Origin of the sequence: Sphingomonas arvum (assembly GCF_026013565.1) — a bacterium.
Classification (GTDB): domain Bacteria; phylum Pseudomonadota; class Alphaproteobacteria; order Sphingomonadales; family Sphingomonadaceae; genus Sphingomicrobium; species Sphingomicrobium arvum.
The window spans coordinates 1,080,178-1,101,068 of record NZ_JAPDOB010000001.1 but is presented as its reverse complement, the minus strand read 5'-3'; the positions used below and the strand labels follow the sequence as shown (position 1 = coordinate 1,101,068).

The 20,891-nt window shown below is 66.5% G+C and carries 22 protein-coding genes and 2 tRNA genes; 6 read left to right on the top strand and 18 right to left on the bottom strand.

Annotated elements, in window-relative coordinates:
- Positions 1–37: 37 nt before the first annotated feature.
- The 3 genes from OMW55_RS05450 to OMW55_RS05440 form a co-directional block, all read right to left on the bottom strand.
- Positions 38–973 carry a glycosyltransferase family 2 protein gene (locus tag OMW55_RS05450; protein ID WP_407822102.1) on the bottom strand — a complete coding sequence of 312 codons (936 nt, stop codon included), beginning with the start codon at positions 971–973 and terminating at the stop codon, positions 38–40.
- A gap of 465 nt (positions 974–1,438) precedes the next feature.
- The gene (tig, locus tag OMW55_RS05445) at positions 1,439–3,064 is read right to left on the bottom strand and encodes a trigger factor (RefSeq protein WP_264881418.1); all 1,626 of its coding nucleotides are present in this window, start codon (positions 3,062–3,064) and stop codon (positions 1,439–1,441) included.
- Between the two features lie 54 nt (positions 3,065–3,118).
- Positions 3,119–3,203 (bottom strand) — tRNA-Leu (locus OMW55_RS05440).
- 109 nt (positions 3,204–3,312) lie between these two features.
- Between OMW55_RS05440 and OMW55_RS05435 the strand changes: the two genes are divergently transcribed.
- Positions 3,313–3,513: a hypothetical protein gene (locus OMW55_RS05435; protein ID WP_264881416.1), complete on the top strand. Its 201-nt coding sequence runs from the start codon at positions 3,313–3,315 to the stop codon at positions 3,511–3,513.
- Positions 3,514–3,608: 95 nt separating this feature from the next.
- Here the strand turns inward: OMW55_RS05435 and OMW55_RS05430 are convergent, their stop codons facing one another.
- The 9 genes from OMW55_RS05430 to OMW55_RS05390 form a co-directional block, all read right to left on the bottom strand.
- Positions 3,609–4,181, bottom strand: a complete 573-nt coding sequence (locus OMW55_RS05430; RefSeq protein WP_264881415.1) for a phosphatase PAP2 family protein — start codon at positions 4,179–4,181, stop codon at positions 3,609–3,611.
- A gap of 52 nt (positions 4,182–4,233) precedes the next feature.
- On the bottom strand, positions 4,234–4,857 hold the full coding sequence (locus OMW55_RS05425; protein WP_264881414.1) for a hypothetical protein: 624 nt from the start codon (positions 4,855–4,857) through the stop codon (positions 4,234–4,236).
- A 9-nt stretch (positions 4,858–4,866) separates the two neighbouring features.
- A complete protein-coding gene (locus OMW55_RS05420) occupies positions 4,867–6,084 on the bottom strand; it encodes a M48 family metallopeptidase (protein WP_264881412.1) in 1,218 nt (405 codons plus the stop codon).
- Entirely contained in the window at positions 6,081–6,869 is a 789-nt protein-coding gene (locus tag OMW55_RS05415) for a hypothetical protein (protein WP_264881410.1), read from the bottom strand. Before OMW55_RS05415 ends, OMW55_RS05420 begins: the two co-directional genes overlap by 4 nt.
- 106 nt (positions 6,870–6,975) lie before the next feature.
- On the bottom strand, positions 6,976–8,595 hold the full coding sequence (locus tag OMW55_RS05410) for an alkaline phosphatase family protein (RefSeq protein ID WP_264881409.1): 1,620 nt from the start codon (positions 8,593–8,595) through the stop codon (positions 6,976–6,978).
- Positions 8,596–8,635: 40 nt separating this feature from the next.
- Positions 8,636–10,102 carry an Asp-tRNA(Asn)/Glu-tRNA(Gln) amidotransferase subunit GatB gene (gene gatB / locus OMW55_RS05405; RefSeq protein WP_264881408.1) on the bottom strand — a complete coding sequence of 489 codons (1,467 nt, stop codon included), beginning with the start codon at positions 10,100–10,102 and terminating at the stop codon, positions 8,636–8,638.
- Positions 10,103–10,226: 124 nt separating this feature from the next.
- Positions 10,227–11,705 carry an Asp-tRNA(Asn)/Glu-tRNA(Gln) amidotransferase subunit GatA gene (gatA, locus tag OMW55_RS05400; RefSeq protein ID WP_264881407.1) on the bottom strand — a complete coding sequence of 493 codons (1,479 nt, stop codon included), beginning with the start codon at positions 11,703–11,705 and terminating at the stop codon, positions 10,227–10,229.
- Positions 11,705–11,992: an Asp-tRNA(Asn)/Glu-tRNA(Gln) amidotransferase subunit GatC gene (gene gatC, locus OMW55_RS05395; protein WP_264881405.1), complete on the bottom strand. Its 288-nt coding sequence runs from the start codon at positions 11,990–11,992 to the stop codon at positions 11,705–11,707. Before gatC ends, gatA begins: the two co-directional genes overlap by 1 nt.
- Positions 11,993–12,046: 54 nt before the next feature.
- Positions 12,047–12,640, bottom strand: a complete 594-nt coding sequence (locus tag OMW55_RS05390) for a hypothetical protein (RefSeq protein WP_264881403.1) — start codon at positions 12,638–12,640, stop codon at positions 12,047–12,049.
- Between the two features lie 453 nt (positions 12,641–13,093).
- Here OMW55_RS05390 and OMW55_RS05385 point away from each other — a divergent pair, with 453 nt between their 5' ends.
- The 3 genes from OMW55_RS05385 to aguB are packed head-to-tail and all read left to right on the top strand — an operon-like array spanning position 13,094 to position 15,384.
- Entirely contained in the window at positions 13,094–14,068 is a 975-nt protein-coding gene (locus OMW55_RS05385) for an agmatine deiminase family protein (RefSeq protein ID WP_264881400.1), read from the top strand.
- On the top strand, positions 14,068–14,526 hold the full coding sequence (locus OMW55_RS05380) for an AAC(3)-I family aminoglycoside N-acetyltransferase (RefSeq protein WP_264881399.1): 459 nt from the start codon (positions 14,068–14,070) through the stop codon (positions 14,524–14,526). The genes OMW55_RS05385 and OMW55_RS05380 overlap by 1 nt, the downstream gene beginning before the upstream one ends.
- A 6-nt stretch (positions 14,527–14,532) precedes the next feature.
- Positions 14,533–15,384, top strand: coding sequence for an N-carbamoylputrescine amidase (aguB, locus tag OMW55_RS05375; RefSeq protein ID WP_264881397.1), 852 nt, complete (start codon positions 14,533–14,535; stop codon positions 15,382–15,384).
- A 108-nt stretch (positions 15,385–15,492) separates the two neighbouring features.
- Here the strand turns inward: aguB and OMW55_RS05370 are convergent, their stop codons facing one another.
- Together OMW55_RS05370 and OMW55_RS05365 are read right to left on the bottom strand one after the other, a co-directional pair.
- Positions 15,493–15,987: a GNAT family N-acetyltransferase gene (locus tag OMW55_RS05370; protein ID WP_264881395.1), complete on the bottom strand. Its 495-nt coding sequence runs from the start codon at positions 15,985–15,987 to the stop codon at positions 15,493–15,495.
- 215 nt (positions 15,988–16,202) lie between these two features.
- The gene (locus OMW55_RS05365; protein ID WP_264881393.1) at positions 16,203–16,907 is read right to left on the bottom strand and encodes a uracil-DNA glycosylase; all 705 of its coding nucleotides are present in this window, start codon (positions 16,905–16,907) and stop codon (positions 16,203–16,205) included.
- 88 nt (positions 16,908–16,995) lie between these two features.
- On the opposite strand from OMW55_RS05365, the gene folK reads away from it, so the two are divergent.
- Positions 16,996–17,478 carry a 2-amino-4-hydroxy-6-hydroxymethyldihydropteridine diphosphokinase gene (gene folK, locus OMW55_RS05360; protein WP_264881391.1) on the top strand — a complete coding sequence of 161 codons (483 nt, stop codon included), beginning with the start codon at positions 16,996–16,998 and terminating at the stop codon, positions 17,476–17,478.
- A 21-nt stretch (positions 17,479–17,499) separates the two neighbouring features.
- Positions 17,500–17,575, top strand: a tRNA-Lys gene (locus OMW55_RS05355).
- Between the two features lie 184 nt (positions 17,576–17,759).
- Here the strand turns inward: OMW55_RS05355 and OMW55_RS05350 are convergent.
- The 4 genes from OMW55_RS05350 to OMW55_RS05335 all read right to left on the bottom strand — a co-directional run.
- The gene (locus OMW55_RS05350; protein WP_264881389.1) at positions 17,760–19,328 is read right to left on the bottom strand and encodes a recombinase family protein; all 1,569 of its coding nucleotides are present in this window, start codon (positions 19,326–19,328) and stop codon (positions 17,760–17,762) included.
- A gap of 5 nt (positions 19,329–19,333) precedes the next feature.
- Positions 19,334–19,738: a DUF2924 domain-containing protein gene (locus OMW55_RS05345; RefSeq protein ID WP_264881388.1), complete on the bottom strand. Its 405-nt coding sequence runs from the start codon at positions 19,736–19,738 to the stop codon at positions 19,334–19,336.
- Positions 19,738–20,016 (bottom strand): DUF3489 domain-containing protein, encoded by a 279-nt coding sequence (locus OMW55_RS05340; RefSeq protein ID WP_264881386.1) that lies wholly within the window; start codon positions 20,014–20,016, stop codon positions 19,738–19,740. Before OMW55_RS05340 ends, OMW55_RS05345 begins: the two co-directional genes overlap by 1 nt.
- A 400-nt stretch (positions 20,017–20,416) precedes the next feature.
- The coding region (locus OMW55_RS05335; RefSeq protein WP_264881385.1) for an FG-GAP repeat domain-containing protein at positions 20,417–20,891 on the bottom strand (475 nt) is incomplete at its 5' end.

The window sequence follows — 20,891 nt, the reverse complement described above, 5'->3', positions numbered from 1 at the left end:
GTTCTGCTCGCCTACATCGGACGGGCCGCGGGGGAGTTCAAGCGCCGGGTGCCGGGTGTGCCAGATAGGCCAGTCGCCGCACCTCGCGGCGACCGCGCGTCACCGTGTCGAGGATCAGGCCGGCGAAGAAGCACAGCACTGCCACGATCACCATGCCCGTGGCCAGCACCGCCGTCGGCAGCCGCGGCACCAGCCCGGTCTTGAGGTAGGTTACGACCAGCGGCAAGGCCAGGACCAACGCCGCGAGCACCAGCAGCAGGCCGATGCCGCCGAAGAACAGCACCGGCCGCTCGATCCGATAGAGGGTCGCGATGGTGTTCAGGATGCGCCAACCGTCGCGGAAGGTGCTAAGCTTGGATGCTGACCCTTCCGGCCGAGCGAAGTAGGTCGTCGCCTGCTCGCCAACCGGCATACGCAACTCCAGCGCATGGACGCTAATCTCCGTCTCGATCTCAAATCCGGAGGACAGCACTGGGAAGCTCTTGACGAACCGTCTGGAAAACACCCGGTAACCACTGAAAATGTCGGAGAAACTACGCCCGAACAGGCCAGCCAGCAGTCCGGTGAAAACCCGGTTCCCAAGCACGTGCCCACCGCGATAGGCGCCTTTCTCTTCATGCTGGCGGGTGCCCACCACCATGTCGAGCTGCTCGGTCAACAGCTGGTCGACCATTGCGGGGGCGGACCTTGGATCGTAGGTCAGGTCGCCGTCGGCCATGATGTAAACGTCCGCGTCCACATCCGCGAACATGCGGCGGACCACATGACCCTTGCCCTGGCCAACTTCGCAGCGGACCACCGCCCCAGCAGCGCGAGCGACCTCGACGGTCCGGTCCCGGCTATTGTTGTCGTAGACGTAGACCACCGCCTCCGGCAGCGCCGCCCGGAAGCCCGCCACCGTTTGGGCGATGGCGGCTTCCTCATTGTAGCATGGTAGCAGCACGGCAACCCGGGGCGATTCATTCACAGCCAATGGGAAGTGCGCCTTTCGTCAGATTTCGCGTCCTGTATGGCGAGACGGTGGAACTCGGCAAGCGGTCGGGCTCTGCAGGCGTTCCCCGTTGGGAAGCAGCCAAGGTTCCACAGCCATGTCCGTGCGACCAGCGGCACCCGGAAATGTGCCGAGCGCTCGAACGGCACCGGAGGCCGCTGCCCGCCTACCCCCGTCCGGTATCTTCTCGCGGGTTGGATGGCTTCCTCTGCGCGGCGCCGAGTGGGCGCCGAGCGTCCGCGATCTGGCCCATCGCGCAGGTCCCGTCGCACCTAAATTGTGCAGCCGGTCCTACCCTACCGCATCTGGTTCAGTCCCATTCCTGTTCCTCGGCGCTCACGTTGCCGCCGAACTGCTAAGCTCAGAGCCGCGCAGCTGCGAGGCGCGCTTGCGCTGCTTCAAAAGCGACCGGTTCCGGTGCCAGGACATCGGAACCGGTCTTCGGCCTCAGGCCGGGTTTGCCTTGGTCCGCTTCGGCTTGGCTGGGGCATGGTCCTTGAGCGGCTCGGCCGGCTCGGGAGTGGCAGGCTCCGCGTCCACGGCGCCCTTCGCCGGCTTGGCCGCCCGCGCCTTCTTGGCCGGCTTCACTGCTTCGGCAGCCGCGTCGGCGTCGACCGGAACCGCATCGCTGACGACCGCCTCGGGAGCATCCTCGATGCCCGCCTTCTTAGCCTTCTTCGCTTTCGGCGCAGAAGCCTGATCGTGCGAGTGGTCGTGGCCGCAGCCCGGACCGTGCACATGGCCCTCCTCGCTCTCGAGGTCGGCCTCGATTTCGGCGCGGGTCGCCGGACGGTCGGTGATGTCCGCCTTTTCGAACAGGAAGTCGACCACCTTGTCCTCGTACAGCGGCGCACGCAGCTGGGCGGCCGCCATCGGGTTCTGCTGAATGAACTGGATGAAGCGCTCGCGCTCGGCCGGCTGGTACTGCTGCGCCGCCTGCAGGATCAGGCGCTGCATCTCCTGCTGGGACACGTCCACGCCGTTCGCCTGACCGATCTCGCTCAGCAGCAGGCCCAGACGCACGCGGCGCTCGGCGATGCGGCGATAGTCATCCTTTTCCTTCTCGATCTCGGCGCGGGCGGCTTCCGGGTCGGCCTCGTGGCTGGCCTCGTGCTCCAGCTGCGCCAAGATGTTCTGGTGCTCGGCGTCCACCATCGACGGCGGCACTTCGAATTGGTGCGTGTCCGCCAACTGATCGAGCAGTCGCCGCTTCATGTGCGTCCGGGTCAGCCCGTTCAGCTCCTGCGTCTGTTGGTCGCGCAGCAGCCCCTTGAGCTGGTCCAGATCCTGCAGACCCAGGCTCTTGGCGAATTCGTCATTGAGGTCGACCTCGCCGGCCGTCTTCACCGCCTTGACGGTGATGTCGAACGTCGCCGGCTTGCCCTTCAGGTTCTCGGCTGGATAATTCTCGGGGAAGGTCACCTCGATGGTGCGGCTGTCGCCCGCCTTCACGCCGACCAGCTGCTCTTCGAAGCCCGGAATCAGCGCGCCCGAGCCCAGCTCAAGCGCCATGTCCTCGCCCGTGCCGCCCTCGAACGCGACGCCATCCGTCTTGCCGATGAAATCGATCACGACCTGGTCGCCGTTCTGCGCCTCACGGCCTTCCTCGGCATCGGTCCAGCTCTTCTGGCCCGATGCGAGCTGCTTCAGCTGCTGCTCGACCTGCTCCTCATCATGCTCCAGCGTCAGCCGCTCGAGCTTCAGGCCTTCAATCTGCGGTGCCGGCACGTCCGGCAGCGTCTCCAGGCTGACCGTCACCTCGGCGTCGGCGCCAGGCGCATAGCCCTCGGCCAGCTCGACCTGCGGCTGCATCGCGGGCCGCAGGCCCTTGTCCTGCAACAGCTGCTGCACGCCCTCCTGCACGGCGCTTTCCAGCGCCTGGCCCTGCAGCGACTCGCCGTGCATCTTGCGGATGAGGTTCGCCGGCACCTTACCAGGGCGGAAGCCGGGCATGCGGATCTGCGGCGCCAGCCGCTTCACCTCGGCGTCGACCTTGGCGTCGATCTCGCCCGCGCCGATGGTCAGCTTGTACGCCCGCTTCAGGCCCTCGTTCTCGATCTCGACGCTCTGCATGATGACTTCGTTATCCCATTGAAACTGCTTGGGTCCGGCACCGGCAAAGGCGGCTGGTGCGCGCGGAGGGACTCGAACCCCCACATCTTGCGACAACAGGACCTAAACCTGCCGCGTCTACCAATTCCGCCACGCGCGCATCGGACCCGTGAGGCGCGAGGGCCTATAGCAAGGATGGGCCGTGGGGCAAGCCGGACGGAGCAACCGGATAGGCTTCCTCATCGTTCTCCAGCGCAAAGGAGCGCCCCATGCAACAACTGCCCCCCTTCCCCGACGACAACCCTGGCTTCGAGCCGACCCCGCCATCCGAGCCGGCACAGCCGAGCCAGCCCGGACAGCCGAGCGAGGCGCCCGCCGAAGCGCCAGGCACCCAGCCGTCGATCGACGTTCCGTCGCCGACCAGCCCCGGCAACGATCCTTCGCCCACGCCCATCTCGCCGGTCGGCTGATGGCGACGCGTCCGCCCGAGCCCGACCTGCCCCCGTCGGACCCGACCGAACCGGAGTCGCCGCCGCAGCCCGACCCCGTGCTCCGCTGAGCGCGATTAGATCCGCTCGCACCGCGCCAGCAGCGCGTGCAGCAGTTCCTCGGCCATCCAGCCGATGGCGGCGCCTGCAACCACGTCGGTAAGGTAATGCTTGGACCGCAGCACCTGGGCCCCGGCGCTTGCGGCAGCTAGGCCCAGCGCCGGCCCGCTCGCACCCGGGTAGCGACGGGCGATCACCCGCGCCACCGCCACCGCGCCGGCCGAATGGCCGGACGGAAAGCTGTTGAAGTCGCTCTCGTAGCGCTCGCCCGGTCCTAGCTCGTAGTGCCCCCGCTCCGCTGCCGCGATCGGCCGTGTGCGGTCCACCGTTTGCTTGACCACGCCTCGCAGCGCGGTCGCGAACAGGTGTGTCGCTAGCAGCCGCAAGCCGGTCTGCAGCGTACGATTGTCCCGCATCACGGCGGCGGTCGCGATCACCGCCGCCGATGCCGCATAGAGCGGCTCCTGATCACTGAGGTCGCTGACCGCCCCGATCGCCCGCACCGCCAGGTCGCCGGACAGGGGCAGCAGCGTTCCCGCGACGGCGAGGTCTGCTTGTTCCAGTGAATTGCCCGAATCACGCCGGGCCACATCCAGACTGTTCATCAACCGACAACCGGCGGTGTGGGCCGGAAGTTGCGCGTCAGCGCCGCAGTTGGGCGCTTGCCGCCATCGCCTCGAAGTCCGGCAGCGCCGCTTCGTAGTAATGGGATCGGGCCGCATCCAGCAGCATCATGTACAGACGCCCGTCGATCACCGCGCCGACCGCCCGCCCCTTGCGCCACAGTTCGTCGCCATCGAGATGCTCATAGTCGAGCTGGAATCCGCTGGTTCCGAGGAAGGGCCGTGGCGCCAGGTTTAGCGTCCGCCAGTCGCTCGCCCCGCCCTCGATCCGGTACAGGCTTTCTACCAACGCCGCGATCTCCGGCGGGGTCATGACCGAGCGGAACTTCGGAACCTGCCGGTCGGCCTTGTACTCCTGCCGGATGATCCGGTGATTGTCAGGCAATCCGGTCACGAAGCTGATGCCGTCAAGGTACGGGCCGTTCAGCGTCCAGTCCTCGACATAGCGGATATCGGTGAAGCCGTTGCGGGTGGTCCGATTCCATTCACGTGGAGTGACCACCGTCATTGCCCCGTTGCCGACCTTCACCGTCCGACCCGGCCGCACCAGCGAATAGAGGCCGAAGCCGCCGACCCCGCCGCCGGTGCAGGCTGTCAGGCTGAGTGAAACGGCCACCGCGGCCAGAAGCGTGCGCTTGGTCATCGAAACTCCTCAGCTCACCAGCATCTGGCGCACGAACGGCGCATCCGGCGCGCTCGGCGCCAAGGTCAGGTAACGCTGCAGCGCAGCCCGGCCTTCGTCCCGCCGCCCCGATTTCAACAGGTAGATGCCGTGCCAACGCCAGGCATCAGCCGGCGCGTCGGGGTAAGCCACCGCCGCCGCATAGCTCAGCGCCGCCCGATCCTGGATCGCATCGGCGTTCTGCAGCCGCAGCGACTCGCCTTCGTAGAACCGCAATTGGCCGTTCCACCCGTCCTTGGCCAACGTCTCGATGATGTAACGCGTGGCGCCGGCGTCATTGAGCTTGACCTGGTCGTCGAACAGGGTCGGCCGGACCCGGCCGATCGCCTGCAGGTAACGCTCCCGCCCGCGATCGTATGGCCGCCCCGGCACCGTCAGCTCGGCCGCGGATTGTCGCAGGTCGATCATCCGCTCTCGCGGCGCCGGGTGAGTCGAGAAAATGGAATAGCCGCGATCCGGCCGCTTGCGCCGCACCCGCGCACTGAGCTCGATCTCGCCGATCAGCTGCTCCCATGTCTGGGACATGGACAAGGGTTCGTAGCCAGAGCCGGCGATCAACTTGATCCCCAGCGCGTCCGCCTCGGCCTCAAGCTGCCGGTTGTACCTGAGCAGCGTCAGAATAGTGCCGAGTTGCGCCAGTTGCGCCAGGTCGCCCGTGTATACGCCCGCGGCGCCGCCCGCCATGCCGCCCAACATAGTGGTGAAGGACAGCACGTCCGTCCGCCGCTTGGTGTCGCGCCACTGGCGGATCTGGTGCTTCAGCAGGAAGTGGCTGCTCTCGTGGGCGAGCACGCCCGCGAGCTGCGCCTCGTCCCGCATACGCAGCAGCAGGCCGCTGAACACCACCGCGAAGCCGGTCGGGAACATGACCGCGTTGAACTCGGGGATGCGCGCCAGGTAGATGCGCATGTCCTTGGCCGCCGGGCCGCCGACCTTGCCGATCAGGCTCTGGAGGTAGCGGTTCACCCCCTCGTCCTTGATCAGGAGGTTGGAGCCGGCAATCTCCTCCTCGACCCGCTGCATCTGCTGCCACATGCCGAGCTCGTCGCGGTCGGTCGGGCGATAGCCAGGGCCGATCAGCGGTTGCAGGCTCGACGGCAGGATGCGCGCGCCGGCACCGCTCGCCAGCATTGCCGCCGTCGCGCCGCTGCCGACCAGCAGCGCGCGCCGCGAAAGATCACCGGTCATTGTGCCCTCCGTGCGGCCGCCTGTGCCCGCCGCACCTCGCGCCCGGCCTTCATCCGGCCGAGCAGCCGGTCGACCATCTGCGCCGACCCTTGCGGCGTGCGAATGTCGCCCATCTTGATCCCGGCGATCTGGCTACCGGCCTGAAGCACGTTGAACCACACCACTTCGCCGGTCCTGAGGTCGACCAGGCTGGCATAGGCGAACTGCCCAGCCCCACCGATGTTCGGAGCGCAGAAGCCGATGGCGCAGCCGGCAATGCCCAGCACCTGCAGCGCGACTCGACCGGTGCTGGCGAAGCTGTCCTCCGCATGCAGGAACAGCGCATAATCGTAGCCGGTGCGCTGACCGAACCGGACCGCGTCCTGACCCAGCGTCCACTCCAGCCCGCGCCGCCGCTTGGTCGGCAGCGTCGCACCCGAATATTTGTGCAAGGCAATTGATTGGCTCACCGCCGCGTTCAGGCGCTCGATCTCGGCGACCTGCTCGGCGGGAATGCCCGGCAGCGAGTCGCGCCGCTCCAGGATCAAGGTCTGCCCGCCGCGCCCACCCTGCTGCGCACGAAGTGCGGCGATCACGTTGGCCCGCGCCTGCTCGGTCCAGTCCGCCCGCGGCTCGACCAGGCCGCCGGTCGTAACCGAGCCGACCTGCACGTCCGGGCGCAGCACCAGCAGCTTGTAGTCGCCCTGCGGGGGTGCGAACTGAAGGTCGGCGAATTGCCGCGTCTGCACGCAGCCGGAGGTCATCAAGGAGGCGGCCACCGCAGCCAGTACCAGCGAACGCCGCATCAACCCCTCCGTTTCACCCTGCCGGTCAGCAAGGAAGCAAGCCAAAACAGTGGCTTAGATTAGGCAGTGGCTATGGCTCGCCACCTTGCTGTGAGATGAACGATCCTCAGCGACAGCGCACCCCGGCCGCACCGTCGAGGCAACGGCCGTCGACGCTGCTCGCCGGCACCGCCAACCCGAGCAGCGGCCCAGCCGTGGGCAGGATGTCGACCGTCTCGACCGCCTCTGTTCGGTTGGCCGCAGCCGCGCCCCGGCGCCAGAAGATGATCGGCACCCGCCGGTCATAGTCCCACACCGATCCGTGCGTCGCCGTGTAGCCCGGTGCCGGCGCTGCGATCGGGCTGACGTAGGGCTTCAGCGTGACATAGATGTCGCCCGACCGCGTCGGATCGTAGGACGCGCGTACCCGCTGGATGACGCTCCACTTGTCCGGCGCTCCGCGCGGCACTGCCACCTCCATGATCTCCGCCCTGCTGTACGCCGCATAGACCTGCGGATGCGCCCGGTAGCGCTGCAATGCCGCCGCCAGGACCTTGCGCGCCGTCGCCGCATCAAGCCGGCGGTCGAGCCACACGTCGTTGGCTATTCCGACGCCCAACAGCACCGGCTCCGTCCGCCCGAACTGCGGCGCCAGCAGCTTGCCCATCGCGTCGGCCGCCAGCGCCGGATCGGCCCGCTGCGCCTGCGCGTTGCCGCGATCCTTCAGCCGCTCGGCCAGGTCCATGCCGCCATGATCAGCCGACAGCACAACCGCATAGTCGACGCCGGTCTGGTCGATCCGGTTGAGGAAATCGCCCAACTCCCGATCCAGCGCCAGCATCTGCAGGCACATCTCCTGCCCGCCGTTGCCATAAGCATGTCCGACATAGTCCGTCGCCGACAGGCCCACGGACAGCACATCCGCGGCCGGTCCCTTGCCCAGCCCAAGCTCACCGACCAGCGCGGCCGCTCCGGCCAGCACCGCTCCATCGAAATCCGGATGCGCCCGCACGAAGCGCAGGTCACCGGCGGCCCGCTGCAAGGTCCCGTTGCCGACCGTCAGGCCTGGCGCCACTGTGTACGGCTTGGCTCGCGCGGTGCAGACCGCCGGAGGCACCAGCGGTTCGCTCGGCTGCGCCAGCCTCGCCGTGAAAAACTGGTTGAGCGCCGCGATCGTGCGCGGCGGTGTCTTCCCGGTGTCCGTGCTCCACACCTTGCCGTCCCAGTACCAGCGCTGGTCGACATTGCGCCCACCCATCATGATCGCCGCGCGGTCCTTGCCGGCGATGGCCACGTTGCGGCTCTGCGGACTGACGGCTTTCAGGCGATCACCGAAAGTCTGTACCCTGAGGTGGACCGGGCTCACTTTGTAATTGGTGAAGGTGGTGCCCGGCTGGCTCTCGTCCTCCGCGCAGTAGACATGCTTGTCGGTGCGTGCCGTGCCCTGATCGATCCAGTCGTTGGCGATGATGCCGGTGCCGGCCGGATGCTTGCCAGTCAGCAGCGTGGAATGTCCGGGGCAGGTCTCGGTCGCCGCGTGGCTCTGATAGCCGTTGACGAAAACCGTACCTTGGCTGGCCAGCCGCGCGAAGCCGCCGGTGAACAGCGGTCGGTACTGGTCGAACAGGTCGGCCGCGAACTGGTCGACCGAGATGGCGATCAGCAGCTTGGGCGGGGTGGTCGGCTGGGCGGAAACGGGTGCGGCGGTGAGGGCCGCCGCAGTGGCGGCAAGGAGAAGCGAACGCATGAGCCGCTGCTTAGCAGCGGCCACGCGTCGCCGCCAATGACTAGTCCAGCTTGGCCCGCAGCCGCTCGTTGACGACGCCCGGATTGGCCTTGCCGGCCATGGCCTTCATCGTCTGGCCCACGAAAAAGCCGAACAGCTGCTGCTTGCCGGCCTTGTACTGCTCGACCTTGTCCGCGTTCGCCGCCAGGATCTTATCGATCTCCGCGTCGATAGCGCCCGTGTCGCTGGTCTGCTTGAGCCCTTCGCGCTCCACGATGGCGCCCGCCGGGTCGCCGCTTTCGAGCATCTTCTCGAATACGGTCTTGGCGATCGATCCGCTGATCGTCCCGTCGGCCACCAGCCTTAGCAACTCGGCCGCATGCGCCGGCGAGACCGGGCATTCGGCAATCGACGCGCCCAGCCGGTTTAGCGCCCCGAACAGCTCAGCCACCACCCAGTTCGATGCCTGCTTGGGATCGACATCGTTGCTCAGCAGCGCATCGAACCAGGCAGCCGTCTCCACCTCGGCGGTCAGCACGGAAGCATTGTACGCCGAAATGCCCATCATCTCGAAGCGCCGTCGCTTGGCGTCCGGCAGCTCCGGCAGGCTCTTGCGGCACTCGTCCAAGAACGCGTCGTCCAGCTCCAGCGGCAGCAGGTCGGGGTCCGGGAAGTAGCGATAATCGTGCGCGTCCTCCTTGGACCGCAGTGTCCGGGTCTCGCCCTTGTCGGGGTCCCACAGGCGGGTCTCCTGGACGATCGCGCCGCCTTCCTCCAGCACGTCGATCTGGCGCCGGGCCTCGTGCTCGATCACCGCCATCACGAAGCGGACCGAGTTGACGTTCTTGGTCTCCGTCCGCGTCCCGAACGCCTCACCGGGCTTGCGCACGCTGACGTTAACGTCCGCGCGCATGGAGCCTTCCTCCATGTTGCCGTCGCACGACCCGACATAGCGCAGGATCGCCCGCAGCTTGCGCAGGTACGCGCCCGCCTCCGCCGGCGAGCGCATGTCCGGCTTGGACACGATCTCCATCAGCGCCACGCCTGAGCGGTTAAGGTCGACGTAGCTCATGGTCGGGTGCTGGTCGTGCATCAGCTTGCCCGCGTCCTGCTCGACGTGGATCCGCTCCACGCCGATCCGGCGCACGCTCCCCTCGTCCTTCTCGTCCAGCAGGACCTCGATCGTCCCCTCGCCCACCAGCGGGTGGTATAGCTGGCTGATCTGGTAGCCCTGCGGCAGGTCGGCGTAGAAGTAGTTCTTGCGGTCGAACCGCGACCACTTGTTGATCTGTGCGTCGAGCGCCATGCCGGTCCGCACCGCCTGCCGAATGCACTCGCGGTTCGGCACCGGCAGCATGCCCGGCATCGCGGCGTCGACCAGCGATACCTGCGTGTTCGGCTCGGCTCCGAACGCCGTCGCCGCGCCGGAGAACAGCTTGGCGTTGGAGACCACCTGCGCGTGGACCTCAAGGCCGATCACGACCTCCCACTCGCCAGTCATGCCCTTGAGGCGGTAAGGTGCGTTCACTTGATCTGCTTCCCGGTGCTGCTGTCAAAGCGAGCCTCACCATAGCGGCTCGGGTCAAAACTCTTGTTCTTGCGACGATCGACAAGCCCGCCCACAGCGTGGACGATGAGTTCGCCAACCCAGCTCACCACCACTTCTCCGGCCGCGCGGTGAACCCGGCGCGCTCCTCGATCGCCAGACCCGCGTTCAGCACGCCCTGCTCGTCCAGCTCGTTGCCGATCAGGTGCAACCCCAGCGGCAGGCCCTGTGCGTCCAGCCCGCCCGGAACGCTCATCGCCGGCAGCCCGGCCAGGCTCGCCGGCACCGCGAATACGTCGTTCAAGTACATGGCGAGCGGATCGCTCATCTTCTCGCCCAGCCCGAACGCCGCACTCGGTGCCGTCGGCGTCAAGATCAGGTCGCACTGCTCGAAGGCGCGCGCGAAGTCCTGCTTGATCAGCGCCCGCACCCGCTGCGCCTTGTTGAAATAAGCGTCATAGAAGCCGGCCGACAGCACGTAGGTGCCGATCATGATCCGCCGCTTGACCTCGGCCCCGAAGCCGGCCGCGCGCGTCGCGGCGTACATGCCCTCGAGCCCGCCCGAGCCCTGCTCCCGCATCCCATAGCGGACGCCGTCATAGCGGGCGAGGTTGGACGAGGCTTCGGCCGGCGCGATGATGTAGTAGGTCGGCAGCGCGTATTTGGTATGCGGCAGGCTGATCTCGACCGGCTCGGCGCCAGCGTCGCGCAGCCACTCGATCCCGCGGTCCCACAGCGCGTTGATCTCTTCGGGCACGCCGTCGATCCGGTACTCCCGCGGGATGCCGACCCGTTTGCCCCTGAGATCGCTCGACAGCCCGGCTTCCCAATGCGGTACCGGCAGGTCCAGCGAGGTGGAGTCCTTCGGATCGAACCCGCTCATCGCCTCGAGCATGATTGCGCAGTCGCGCACCGTCCGCGTCATCGGCCCCGCCTGGTCGAGCGAGCTGGCGAACGCCACCACGCCCCAGCGCGAGCAGCGGCCGTAGGTCGGCTTGATTCCCGAGATGCCGACGAACGCCGCCGGCTGCCGGATGGAGCCGCCCGTGTCGGTGCCGGTAACCCCGGGCGCCAGCCCGGCCGCGACCGCCGCCGCCGAACCACCCGAGCTCCCGCCCGGCGTCAGCGCCGCATTGCCGCCGTCCGAGCGCTTCCATGGGGATATCACCGGTCCATAGGCGCTGGTCTCGTTCGACGAGCCCATGGCGAACTCGTCCATGTTGAGCTTGCCCAGCATGCCCGCGCCCGCTCGGCGCAGGTTCAGCGTCACCGTGCTCTCGTACGGCGGCTTGAAGCCCTTGAGGATGTTGGAGCCGGAGGTCGTGTCCACCCCTGCGGTCGCGAACAGGTCCTTGATGCCCAGCGGAATGCCGGACAGCGGCTGGAGGTCGCCGCGATTCCGGGCGTTATCGGCCGTGTCGGCGGCCGCCAATGCATCGCCGGGGGTCTCCACCGTATAAGCGTTCAGCGCACGTGCCGCAGCCACCGCGTCGTTGAACGCAGTGGCGATCTCCCGCGCGCTAAACTCGCCCGCGCGGAAGCCGTCGCGCAGCTCGGCGATCGTCTTGCCTGTCAATCCGGCCACTATTCGATGACCTTTGGTACGGCGAAGAAGCCGTGCTGCGCATCCGGCGCGTTGGCGAGCACTTCGTTCCGTATTCCGCCGTCGTTCACGACATCGTCCCGCAGGCGCAGCTTCTGCTCGATCACAGCAGTCAGCGGCTCGACGCCGTCTGTGTCGACCTCGCCAAGCTGTTCGACCCAGCCGAGGATGTTGTTGAGTTCCGGCACCATCGCCGCGACCTCCGCGTCGCTCATCTGCAGACGCGCAAGCCGAGCGATGTGCCGCACGGTGGCGGTATCGACGGACATGGCCGCGCGTTAGCGAGGCTCACGCCCACCGGCAAGCCGCCAGCCCGTGCTGCATCAATCGGGTCGACGATCCTCGCGATTCTCGCGCCGCAGATTGCGCCGATCCTCCCGTCGCTCCTGGCGATAGGCACGCCTGTCCTGCTGGCGGTCGGCCCGGTACTGCTCGCGAGTAACCTGGCCGCTCTGCAGCGCCTGGCGCTCCTCGCGCCGCTCGATCCGATAGACGCGGCGGTCACCTTGGCGGTCGACCCGGTACGCGCGCCGGTTCTGGATCACCTCGGGGTTGCGCTGGCGGAGGGCCCGCTGCTGCTCCCAGTAACGGCGCTGGGCGTCGCTCATCCGGTACGAACGACGGCTGCGGTCATAAACGTAGATGCCGGTACCCGGATAATAGTAGTTGTTGTACCAGCCGCCATACGGCCACGCATATCCACGCGAGCCATAGCCGTAGCCGACGTACGGAGAACCGTACCCATAACCGACGTACGGCGAACCGTAGCCGTAACCGCCGTAATAGCCGTCATCGTAGTAGCCGCCCGAGCCATAGCCGACCGAGACACCACTGTAGCCATAAGGGCCGTACGTCGCGCAGCCGCCGAGCGCAGCGCCGACTGCCGCCACTGCGGCCAGGCGAAGGGAAAGAGGCATAGGTACGCTCCACTTGCGAAAACCAACCCGCCCCAGCCAAGAACTGGCCCGGCGGCCTTGAACGAAGTGTGAACGTGCAGGGGAGGCCGCCGGCCCCTCCTCGCCTGCCTCAATGTCCGATCGATTTGCTCCAGCAGCCGCCCAACCGACGTCAGCCGTCCATCCACAGGGTTATCGTAAATCGCAGATCAGGCGCTCGTCCGTGACGAGCCGGCACCAGCACAGCGATTCTACCGGCTTGGCGCTGCTGCGGAACCCTTGGCCACCCCGGTGGCGAAATCGGCCGTGGAGGCGATTGTCCTGCCCGGCTGGAGGCCGATGAAGGCGACCTTGCCGCCGCTCGGCGCAGACTCATAGCGGTGGCGCTTCCCCCTGCCGAGCCCTTCCACCTTGGCGCACATCTCCGGGAATGCAACTTGGCGGCTTGCACCCCCTCTGTTAGTCGCCGCGCCCATGCAGACCCCCCTGCCCGAATGGTCCCCGCACGAGGCGATGTGGATCGGCTTCCCGTCCGATCCCGAGCTATGGCTTGAGGATCTCAAGCCCGCCCAGAAGGAGGTGGCGGCGCTCGCAAGGGCGCTCCACGCCGGCGGCAAGGGCGAGGAAATTCGGCTGGTCGCCGCCAGCGAGATCGCCGCCAAGACGGCCCGCAAACTTGCGCCGTTCGCCACGGTGATCGTCGAACCGTTCGGCGACATCTGGCTTCGCGACACCGGTCCGATTGTCACCGGTTCGGGCAGAGGCCGCCGGGCGCAGGGTTTCCGCTTCAATGGTTGGGGCGGCAAGTACGACTTGCCTGGGGACGAAAGCATCGGCCAGCGCCTCGCGCAGTCCGCGCTCCTTCCTTACCAGCGCGGCGAGTGGGTGCTGGAAGGCGGCGCCATAGACATGGACGGTTCTGGCTGCGTGCTGACCACGGAGCAATGCCTGCTGAACCCCAATCGCAATCCGTCGTCCGACCGTCAGGCAATCGAGCAGCGCCTGCACGCCGACCTTGGCCTTGAGCGCGTCGTGTGGCTGGGCGAAGGCCTGCTCAACGACCACACTGACGGCCACGTCGACAACCTGGCCCGCTTCGTGGCGCCCGGACGCGTCGCGATTCCGACGGCGGCGGGCAAGGACGACCCGAACGCCGCCGTCTACTCCGATGCGGCCAGGCGGCTGAAGGCTGCCGGGCTCGATGTGGTGAACATCCCTTCGCCCGGCCAGGTCGAGCGCGATGGAGAGATCGTGCCCGCCAGCTACATGAATTTCCTGATCGGTAATGCGGCGGTGGTTGTGCCCCTCTATGGCGCCGCCAACGACGATGCCGCCGTTCATACCGTTCAGGCGCTGTTCCCCGAGCGCAAGGCCGTCGGCCTGCGTGCCGACCATGTCCTGACCGGCGGCGGCAGCTTTCACTGCATCAGCCAGCAACTTCCCGCCTGATGCTCGCCGTTCGGCGCCTCGACGCTGGCGACGTGACCGGCGCCCGTGCCCTGAATGACCTGTTCGCCACCGCGTTCGATGATCCGCAAAGCTACTCGTCGGCGCCCCCGCCCGACCGCTATCTCCGGACGGTGCTGGGCCGGGCCGACGTCGTCGCCCTGGTCGCGCAGGACGGCGCCGAGATGGTCGGCGCGCTGGTCGCCTACGTTCTCCCCAAGCTCGAACAGGAACGGAGTGAGGTTTACCTCTACGATCTCGCTGTTGCCGCCAGCCATCGCCGGTCGGGCGTGGCAACGGCCCTGATCACTCAGCTGCGGGCCATCGCGGCGGAGATCGGCGCCTGGGTGGTCTACGTCCAGGCCGATCACGGCGATGATCCCGCGATCGCGCTCTACAGCAAGCTGGGGCAGCGTGAGGACGTGCTGCACTTCGACATCCCGGTCCGAGCCACTAAGTAGGCGGCCATGACCCAGATCACTGTCGCCGCCCTGCAGCTAGCCTTCTCCGAAGACACCGCCGAGAACATCCGCAACGTCGCCGAACTCGTCCGCGAGGCGGCCGGCAAGGGCGCGGAGGTCGTCCTTCCGCCCGAGCTGTTCGAAGGGCCCTACTTCTGCCGGGTCGAGGACGAAGGCCTGTTCGCCACCGCCCAGCCCACGGCCGAACATCCGTCGGTCACGGCCATGCAGGCGCTCGCGTCCGAGCTCGGCATTTGGATCCCGACCAGCTTCTTCGAGCGCGACGGACCGCATCACTACAACAGCCTGGCGATGATTGGCCCCGACGGGAAGATCGCCGGCCTCTACCGCAAGAGCCACATCCCTGACGGCCCCGGCTACGAGGAGAAGTTCTACTTCCGGCCCGGCAACACCGGCTTTAAGGTCTGGCAGGGTCCGGAGGCGACCACCTTCGGCGTCGGCGTCTGCTGGGACCAATGGTACCCCGAGACGGCCCGCGCGATGATGCTGATGGGCGCCGAGATCCTCTTTTACCCGACCGCGATCGGCTCCGAGCCACACGACCCCGACCTCGACACCTCGCGCCTGTGGCGGCGGGCGATGGTCGGCCATGCGGTCAGCAATGTCGTGCCCGTGGTCGCCGCCAATCGCATCGGCACCGAGTGCGGCCAGCGCTTCTACGGCCACAGCTTCATCTGCGACGAGCGCGGCGACATGCTTGCGGAGTTTGGCGCAAACGAGACGGGCGTGCTGGTGGCCAGGCTCGACATCGACCAGGCCCGCCGCCATCGCGCCGCGTTCGGCTTCTTTCGCGACCGGCGACCGGAGCTCTACAAGAGGCTGGTGGAGGACATCTAGGAGCACCTATGCTTCCGCCCTCATCGGGCTGGGAGATATCCAGGCGAATGTCTTGGCGATCATCGTCGACCGCAGCCGCCGGCAAGCCACAGCCGCGCGCGGCGCGGGCTAGAGTCCCAATCGCCAATAGACGCTGTCGAACCACTCGCCGCCGATTAGCCAGGTCCGCTCCGCCCGGCCTGTTTCGATGAAGCCGTGCCGCCGCAACAGCCGCATGCTCGCCTCGTTGCGCGGGTCGGTGTCCGCCGTCAGCTCCTGCGACCCGCACCGGCGACGGTGCGCGATGAAGGCGGCCAGCGCTTCGCTGGCGTAGCCTCGCCCCCACACGCCCGGACTTAGGAGGTAACCCACCTCCGGTAGCCGCCACGCGCCAAGCTTGCCGATCACCCTTCCATCCGCTTCCACGATGAAGTCGTCGCTGCCATCGTGCGGCGGCGCCATCATGCTCGCGACGAATGCTTCCGTGTCGGCCATTCCGGCATGCGGCAGCGTCGACCAGAAGCGCATGGCATGCGGGTCACGCATGATCGCGTGAAGCGGCGTCGCATCCTCGGCCCGCGCTCGCCGCAGCAGCAGCCGCTCGGTTGCGATGCTCTCAACCAAGCCGAGCTCTCCTGGCGGCCCCGCTCAGCTGCTGCCGCGTCCACGCTGCGCTGTCGGCATTCTCGTGCAGCCGCGAGGCAAGCTGTCCAACCCACTCCCCGGGCACCCTCAGTTCCACGGCCGGCAAGATTTTGGCGGTGGCGAACACGCCATCCGACAGCATGAACGATCGGTTGAGTTGGTGCCGTGCCGTGTGCCGGGCAAAGCTTTCCGCTTTATTCAGGCTTTCCGGTTCCCCCGCCATTGCTCCCCCTTCCAAGCATGATCGCCCGTTCGATCACCGCGTCGAACATCGCGGCGTCAAGCCGGCCGGTGTTCTGGTTGTAGCGACTGGTGTGATAGCTCGACAGGAGCACCTGTCCGCTCGGTGCGGTAACCTCCGCACCATGACCAAACCTTGCCTGGGCTGGGCGCATGCCAAGGGCCCGTGCCGTCGCCGCATGCGCGATTGCGCCCAGCGCCACCAGTACCCGGAGGTTCGGCAATTGGCCCAGAGCCGCCTCGAAATAGGTCCGGCAAGTCGCGATCTCGCCCGGCTCTGGCTTGTTCGCCGGGGGCAGGCACTTCACCGCATTCAGGATCACGGCCCCGGTCAGCCGGACTCCGTCGCCCGGGTCGGCCCGATACTCGCCCTCTCCTAGCTTATGCTTGAGCAGCGTCGCGTAGAGCAGTTCGCCGGCATAGTCGCCGGTGAACGGCCGCCCCGTCCGGTTGGCGCCGTGCTTGCCCGGCGCCATGCCCACTACCGCCAGCCACGCTCCCGGATCGCCCCATACAGGGACGGGCGAGTTCCACCAGTCCGGATGTTCTACCCGGCAGTCCTCACGAAACCGCACCAGCCGCGGGCATAGTGGGCAGTCGCGCGGCGCCTCGGCGTTCGGAACGGGCGACACGACGGCGGGCGCAGCGGAAAACAGCATGGCTACACCCATAGCGCTCACCCCCAGCTTGTCGAAGGGTGTGTCCGTCCGCTTCGACAAGGCCCGCCCGAACGCCTAGGGCACCCGAGTGCTCCACTTCTACGCTATCGGTATTGGCTCCAACCGCCCGCACGGCCGCCACGGCCGCCCGCCCGGGGTCGTGGCGGCCGCCATCGCTGAGCTCGATCGCCGTTTCACCTTGTTCGATGCCTCACCGACCCTCCTTAATCCGGCGAACGGCGGAGCGGGCCGCGATTTCGCGAACGCCGCCGCCCTCGTCGAGAGCCCGCTCGGGCCCGTGGCGATGCTGGCCGAACTCAAGCAGCTCGAGCGCGCATTCGGTCGCCGGCCCGGGCGGCGCTGGGCGGCTCGCGTGCTCGATCTCGACCTGCTGCTGTGGAGCGGCGGGCCGGTCCGCTCGCGGCACCTGTCGGTCCCCCATCCGCGTCTCGCCGACCGGAACTTCGCGCTTCACCCGCTGCTGGCCATAGCCCCTTCGTGGCCGGTGGCGGGCGCGCTCACCGTGCGCCATTTCGCCGCACGCCTTGCCCGCCGGCCCGCACGCGACTAACGGGCGTTCACGCCAATGCGCGGGCCCTTAGCTCAGTCGGTAGAGCAACTGACTTTTAATCAGTAGGTCGCTGGTTCGAACCCAGCAGGGCTCACCACACAGTGCATGGTGCGACTTATCTCCTGAGCAAACTTGGCGGGTGCTTCTGACAGAGGCTGAAATCCGCCGATAGACCGCTGGCGGTTCGGCTGCTCGAAGTCCCGAGACCCTCTTGCCTTCCGGCCATACGGCAATCGGCCGGGGTTTATCTCTGGAGCCACTCGAGCCCGACTCAGGTCGTCTCAACGAAGGAGCAAGCCTTCTTGCTCCGCCCACCCCAGCGGCAGACGATCGAGCTGCCGAAGGCGGGCAGCATGGAGATCATCTGGTGCGCTGCCTTGCAGCAGGGCATTCACGATCGTGGGCGATAAGTAGCTAAGCCGTAACAAGCGCTTGAACCGGTCCGGCGATCGACCGAACTTAATCGCAAGCTCGGCAAGACTTAGCTTCGGCTTCGCCAACGCCAGCTCCTGGGCTCGCCTGGCGTCCTGAAGCAAGGCAATGATCTGAGCATCGACCTTGTTTTCGCGTCCAGCTTGCTGCTCGCCGACAACCAACCTTACATCACGGCCATCCCGCACCCGAGTGACCGCCTTACGCAACCTTTGTCCATCATGAGTTGCAATCGTAAGCTCGCCCTCGCCAACTGTAATCTGACTTATCCATGTCATCATGATGCACCGCCGCGCCGACTGATCGCCACCGGTAAGGGTCGCGGCCGCTTTGGTTGCGTGTTCGTGCTCTTCGGCACTCGTCACCCGCGACCTTACATGTTCGGCCAGCATGGCAGCACATTCTCGCTCAAGCGGCATTGCCGCGAACCGGTAAGCGGCGGGTCCAGTAGCGCTCAAGCTGCGGTGGTGAGTGACATAGTAACGAAGACGCTGCCCGTTCCGCTGGGTATGTACCGGTCCCATCGGTCGCCCATGCGGATCCACCAACAAGCCTTGCAGCACGCTGGGTAGAACGGCTTGCTGCCGTCTTCCTGATCCTTTCGCATTAGCAAGGACAGCTCGAGCTTGGTCGAACAGCTCTCGTCCAATGATACCTTGATGCTGCCCTTTGTATGTGCGGCCTTTGTGCGCAATGTCCCCGACATATAGCGGATTGCCAAGGACGCAGCGCAGCGCTCCATAGTGAAACGCCCCTCCGCCAACCTGCTTGCCTTTGCGTGCGCGCTGCTTGGTGCATAGGCCCTGCGTCTGTGCCCAAGATAACGCCGCCTGCACTGACCGAAGCTCCACTAACTTACTGAATAGTGCGCGGACTGTGGCTGCTTCAGCTTCGTTGACGATCAGCTTGCGGTCGACAGCGTCGTAGCCAAGCGGAACCGTGCCGCCCATCCACATGCCTTTGGCTTTCGAGGCAGCGATCTTGTCGCGGACCCGCTCGGCGCCAACCTCCCGCTCAAATTGCGCAAAGGACAGCAGCACGTGCAGCACCAGCCGCCCCATGCTGGTTTTGGTGTTGAAAGACTGCGTGACACTGACGAAGCTGGCGCCATGCTTCTCGAGCGTTTCGATGATGCGCGCGAAGTCCGCCAGGCTGCGGGTCAGCCGGTCTATCTTGTAGATGATGACGACATCGATCTTGCCTTCGGCGATGTCGGCCAGCAGCTCCTTAAGTCCAGGTCGCTCCATGCTCCCACCTGAGAACCCGCCGTCGTCGTAGCGCTCGCGAACAAGCGACCAACCCTCGTGCTTCTGACTGGCGATGTACGCCTTGCAGGCGTCGTATTGGGCATCGAGGCTGTTGAACTCCTGCTCGAGCCCCTCGTCGCTCGACTTGCGCGTATAGATCGCGCAGCGCACCCGACTCACTTGGGTAGCCCAAAGAAACGAGGGCCCGACCACCGGGTGCCGGTGATCTTTGTCGCGATTTCGCTCAACGAGCCATAGGTCACCTGATCGTAGCAGAAGCCCTCCTCGATCACGTCAACGACATAGGTCCGGCCTCGCCACCGCCGGACAAGGCGGTTGCCCGGCCGAAGCTTCGTCTTCGCCGACCTTCCGCCTCTGCCAGTGGATTGCAGCTGACGAGCAAGCGCGGGATCGAGGCGACCGAGCGCTTTCTCTTGCAACCGGTAGGCGATCCCGCGAGCAAGCAGGTCTGGGGTATAGGCTGCCGGCGGCGCCGCCTTGAACACCTCCCGCCAGCGCATCTGCAGTCCGGGGCGGCCAAGCTGCGTCAATGCCGCGACTTCGTTCACGATGGCAGTCATTACGGCGCCACCGCGCGGTAAGTGCGCACGCCCTCAAGCTTGTCGCCGTCGATCAAGTAGCCTTTCTTCCGCAGGCCGGTCATCGCCGCCCGTGTTGTGTGCGGAAGCCAGCCGGTGGCAGCGATCATCTGGTCGAGGGTGGCGCCTTCATCCCGCACCAGCAGCGCTGCCAGGCTTTCCAGCTTAGAAGCTGGCTTGACCCTTGTTAAAGCTGCTTCGTCGCCGAGGCTGTGGACCCTCCGCTGAGCGGAGCCGCTGCCTTTGTCTGCCTTGGTCATGTGAGTGCCTTTCGGTTTGAAGCGGCAACATGCTGCTTCCACCACTCACAGCCCTGCCGGTCAGCCGGTCAGGGCAGCGGCGCGCACCGAGCACCGCGACTCACGCGAACACCAATGCTCCGATCTCAAGAACAGTCGAGTGGATACTTCCAACGTCTGCAATGACCCACTTGCTGACACTCAGGGCCGCCGCGCCACTGCCCATAAACAGACCTTCGTTCATGTGCACCTTAGGGCTGCGATTGGCCGTGAGCAGATCGTCACGCGGGTTTCTGCACACTCCCAGTGTTAGGACCAATCCCGCTCTGTATTGCTGTTGCGATTACAAGCCCTTCACTTCGCCGCGCCCGAGAAGCGTAAACCTCGGACGCGACGTAGCTAAGCAGTGCCTAGCGTGATGCTAGGTACTCAACCAGTTGCCCTGGTTCATTCCTGCATATACGCCAGCATACCCGAAGCCAACGATGTCGGCGGCGCCATCTCCGTTGAGGTCGGCCAATTCACGGTGATAGGTGGCATCGCTGGTCCAACCCTGGTTGGCGGCAAAAGCATCGACGTCATGGCTAACGGCTGAGAAGTTTCCGTCGCCCCGCCCATAGGCTAGCCAAGTTCCAGCGGCCCCGAAGCCCACGATATCGGCGATGCCGTCACCGTTCACATCGGCGACGTGCCTGGAAAACGCGTCTTGACTGCTCCACCCCTGCGCCTTGCCGAAGTTCTCCGAGGCGAAGTAGGCCTGACCGAAGGTGCCATCCCCATTGGAGAGCGCCGCCCATGTGCCGGCAGCGCCAAAGCCGACGATGTCGTCTAACCCATCGCCGTTGATGTCTGCGACGGCACGGTGGAACTGGTTATCGCTGGTCCAGCCCTGCTGC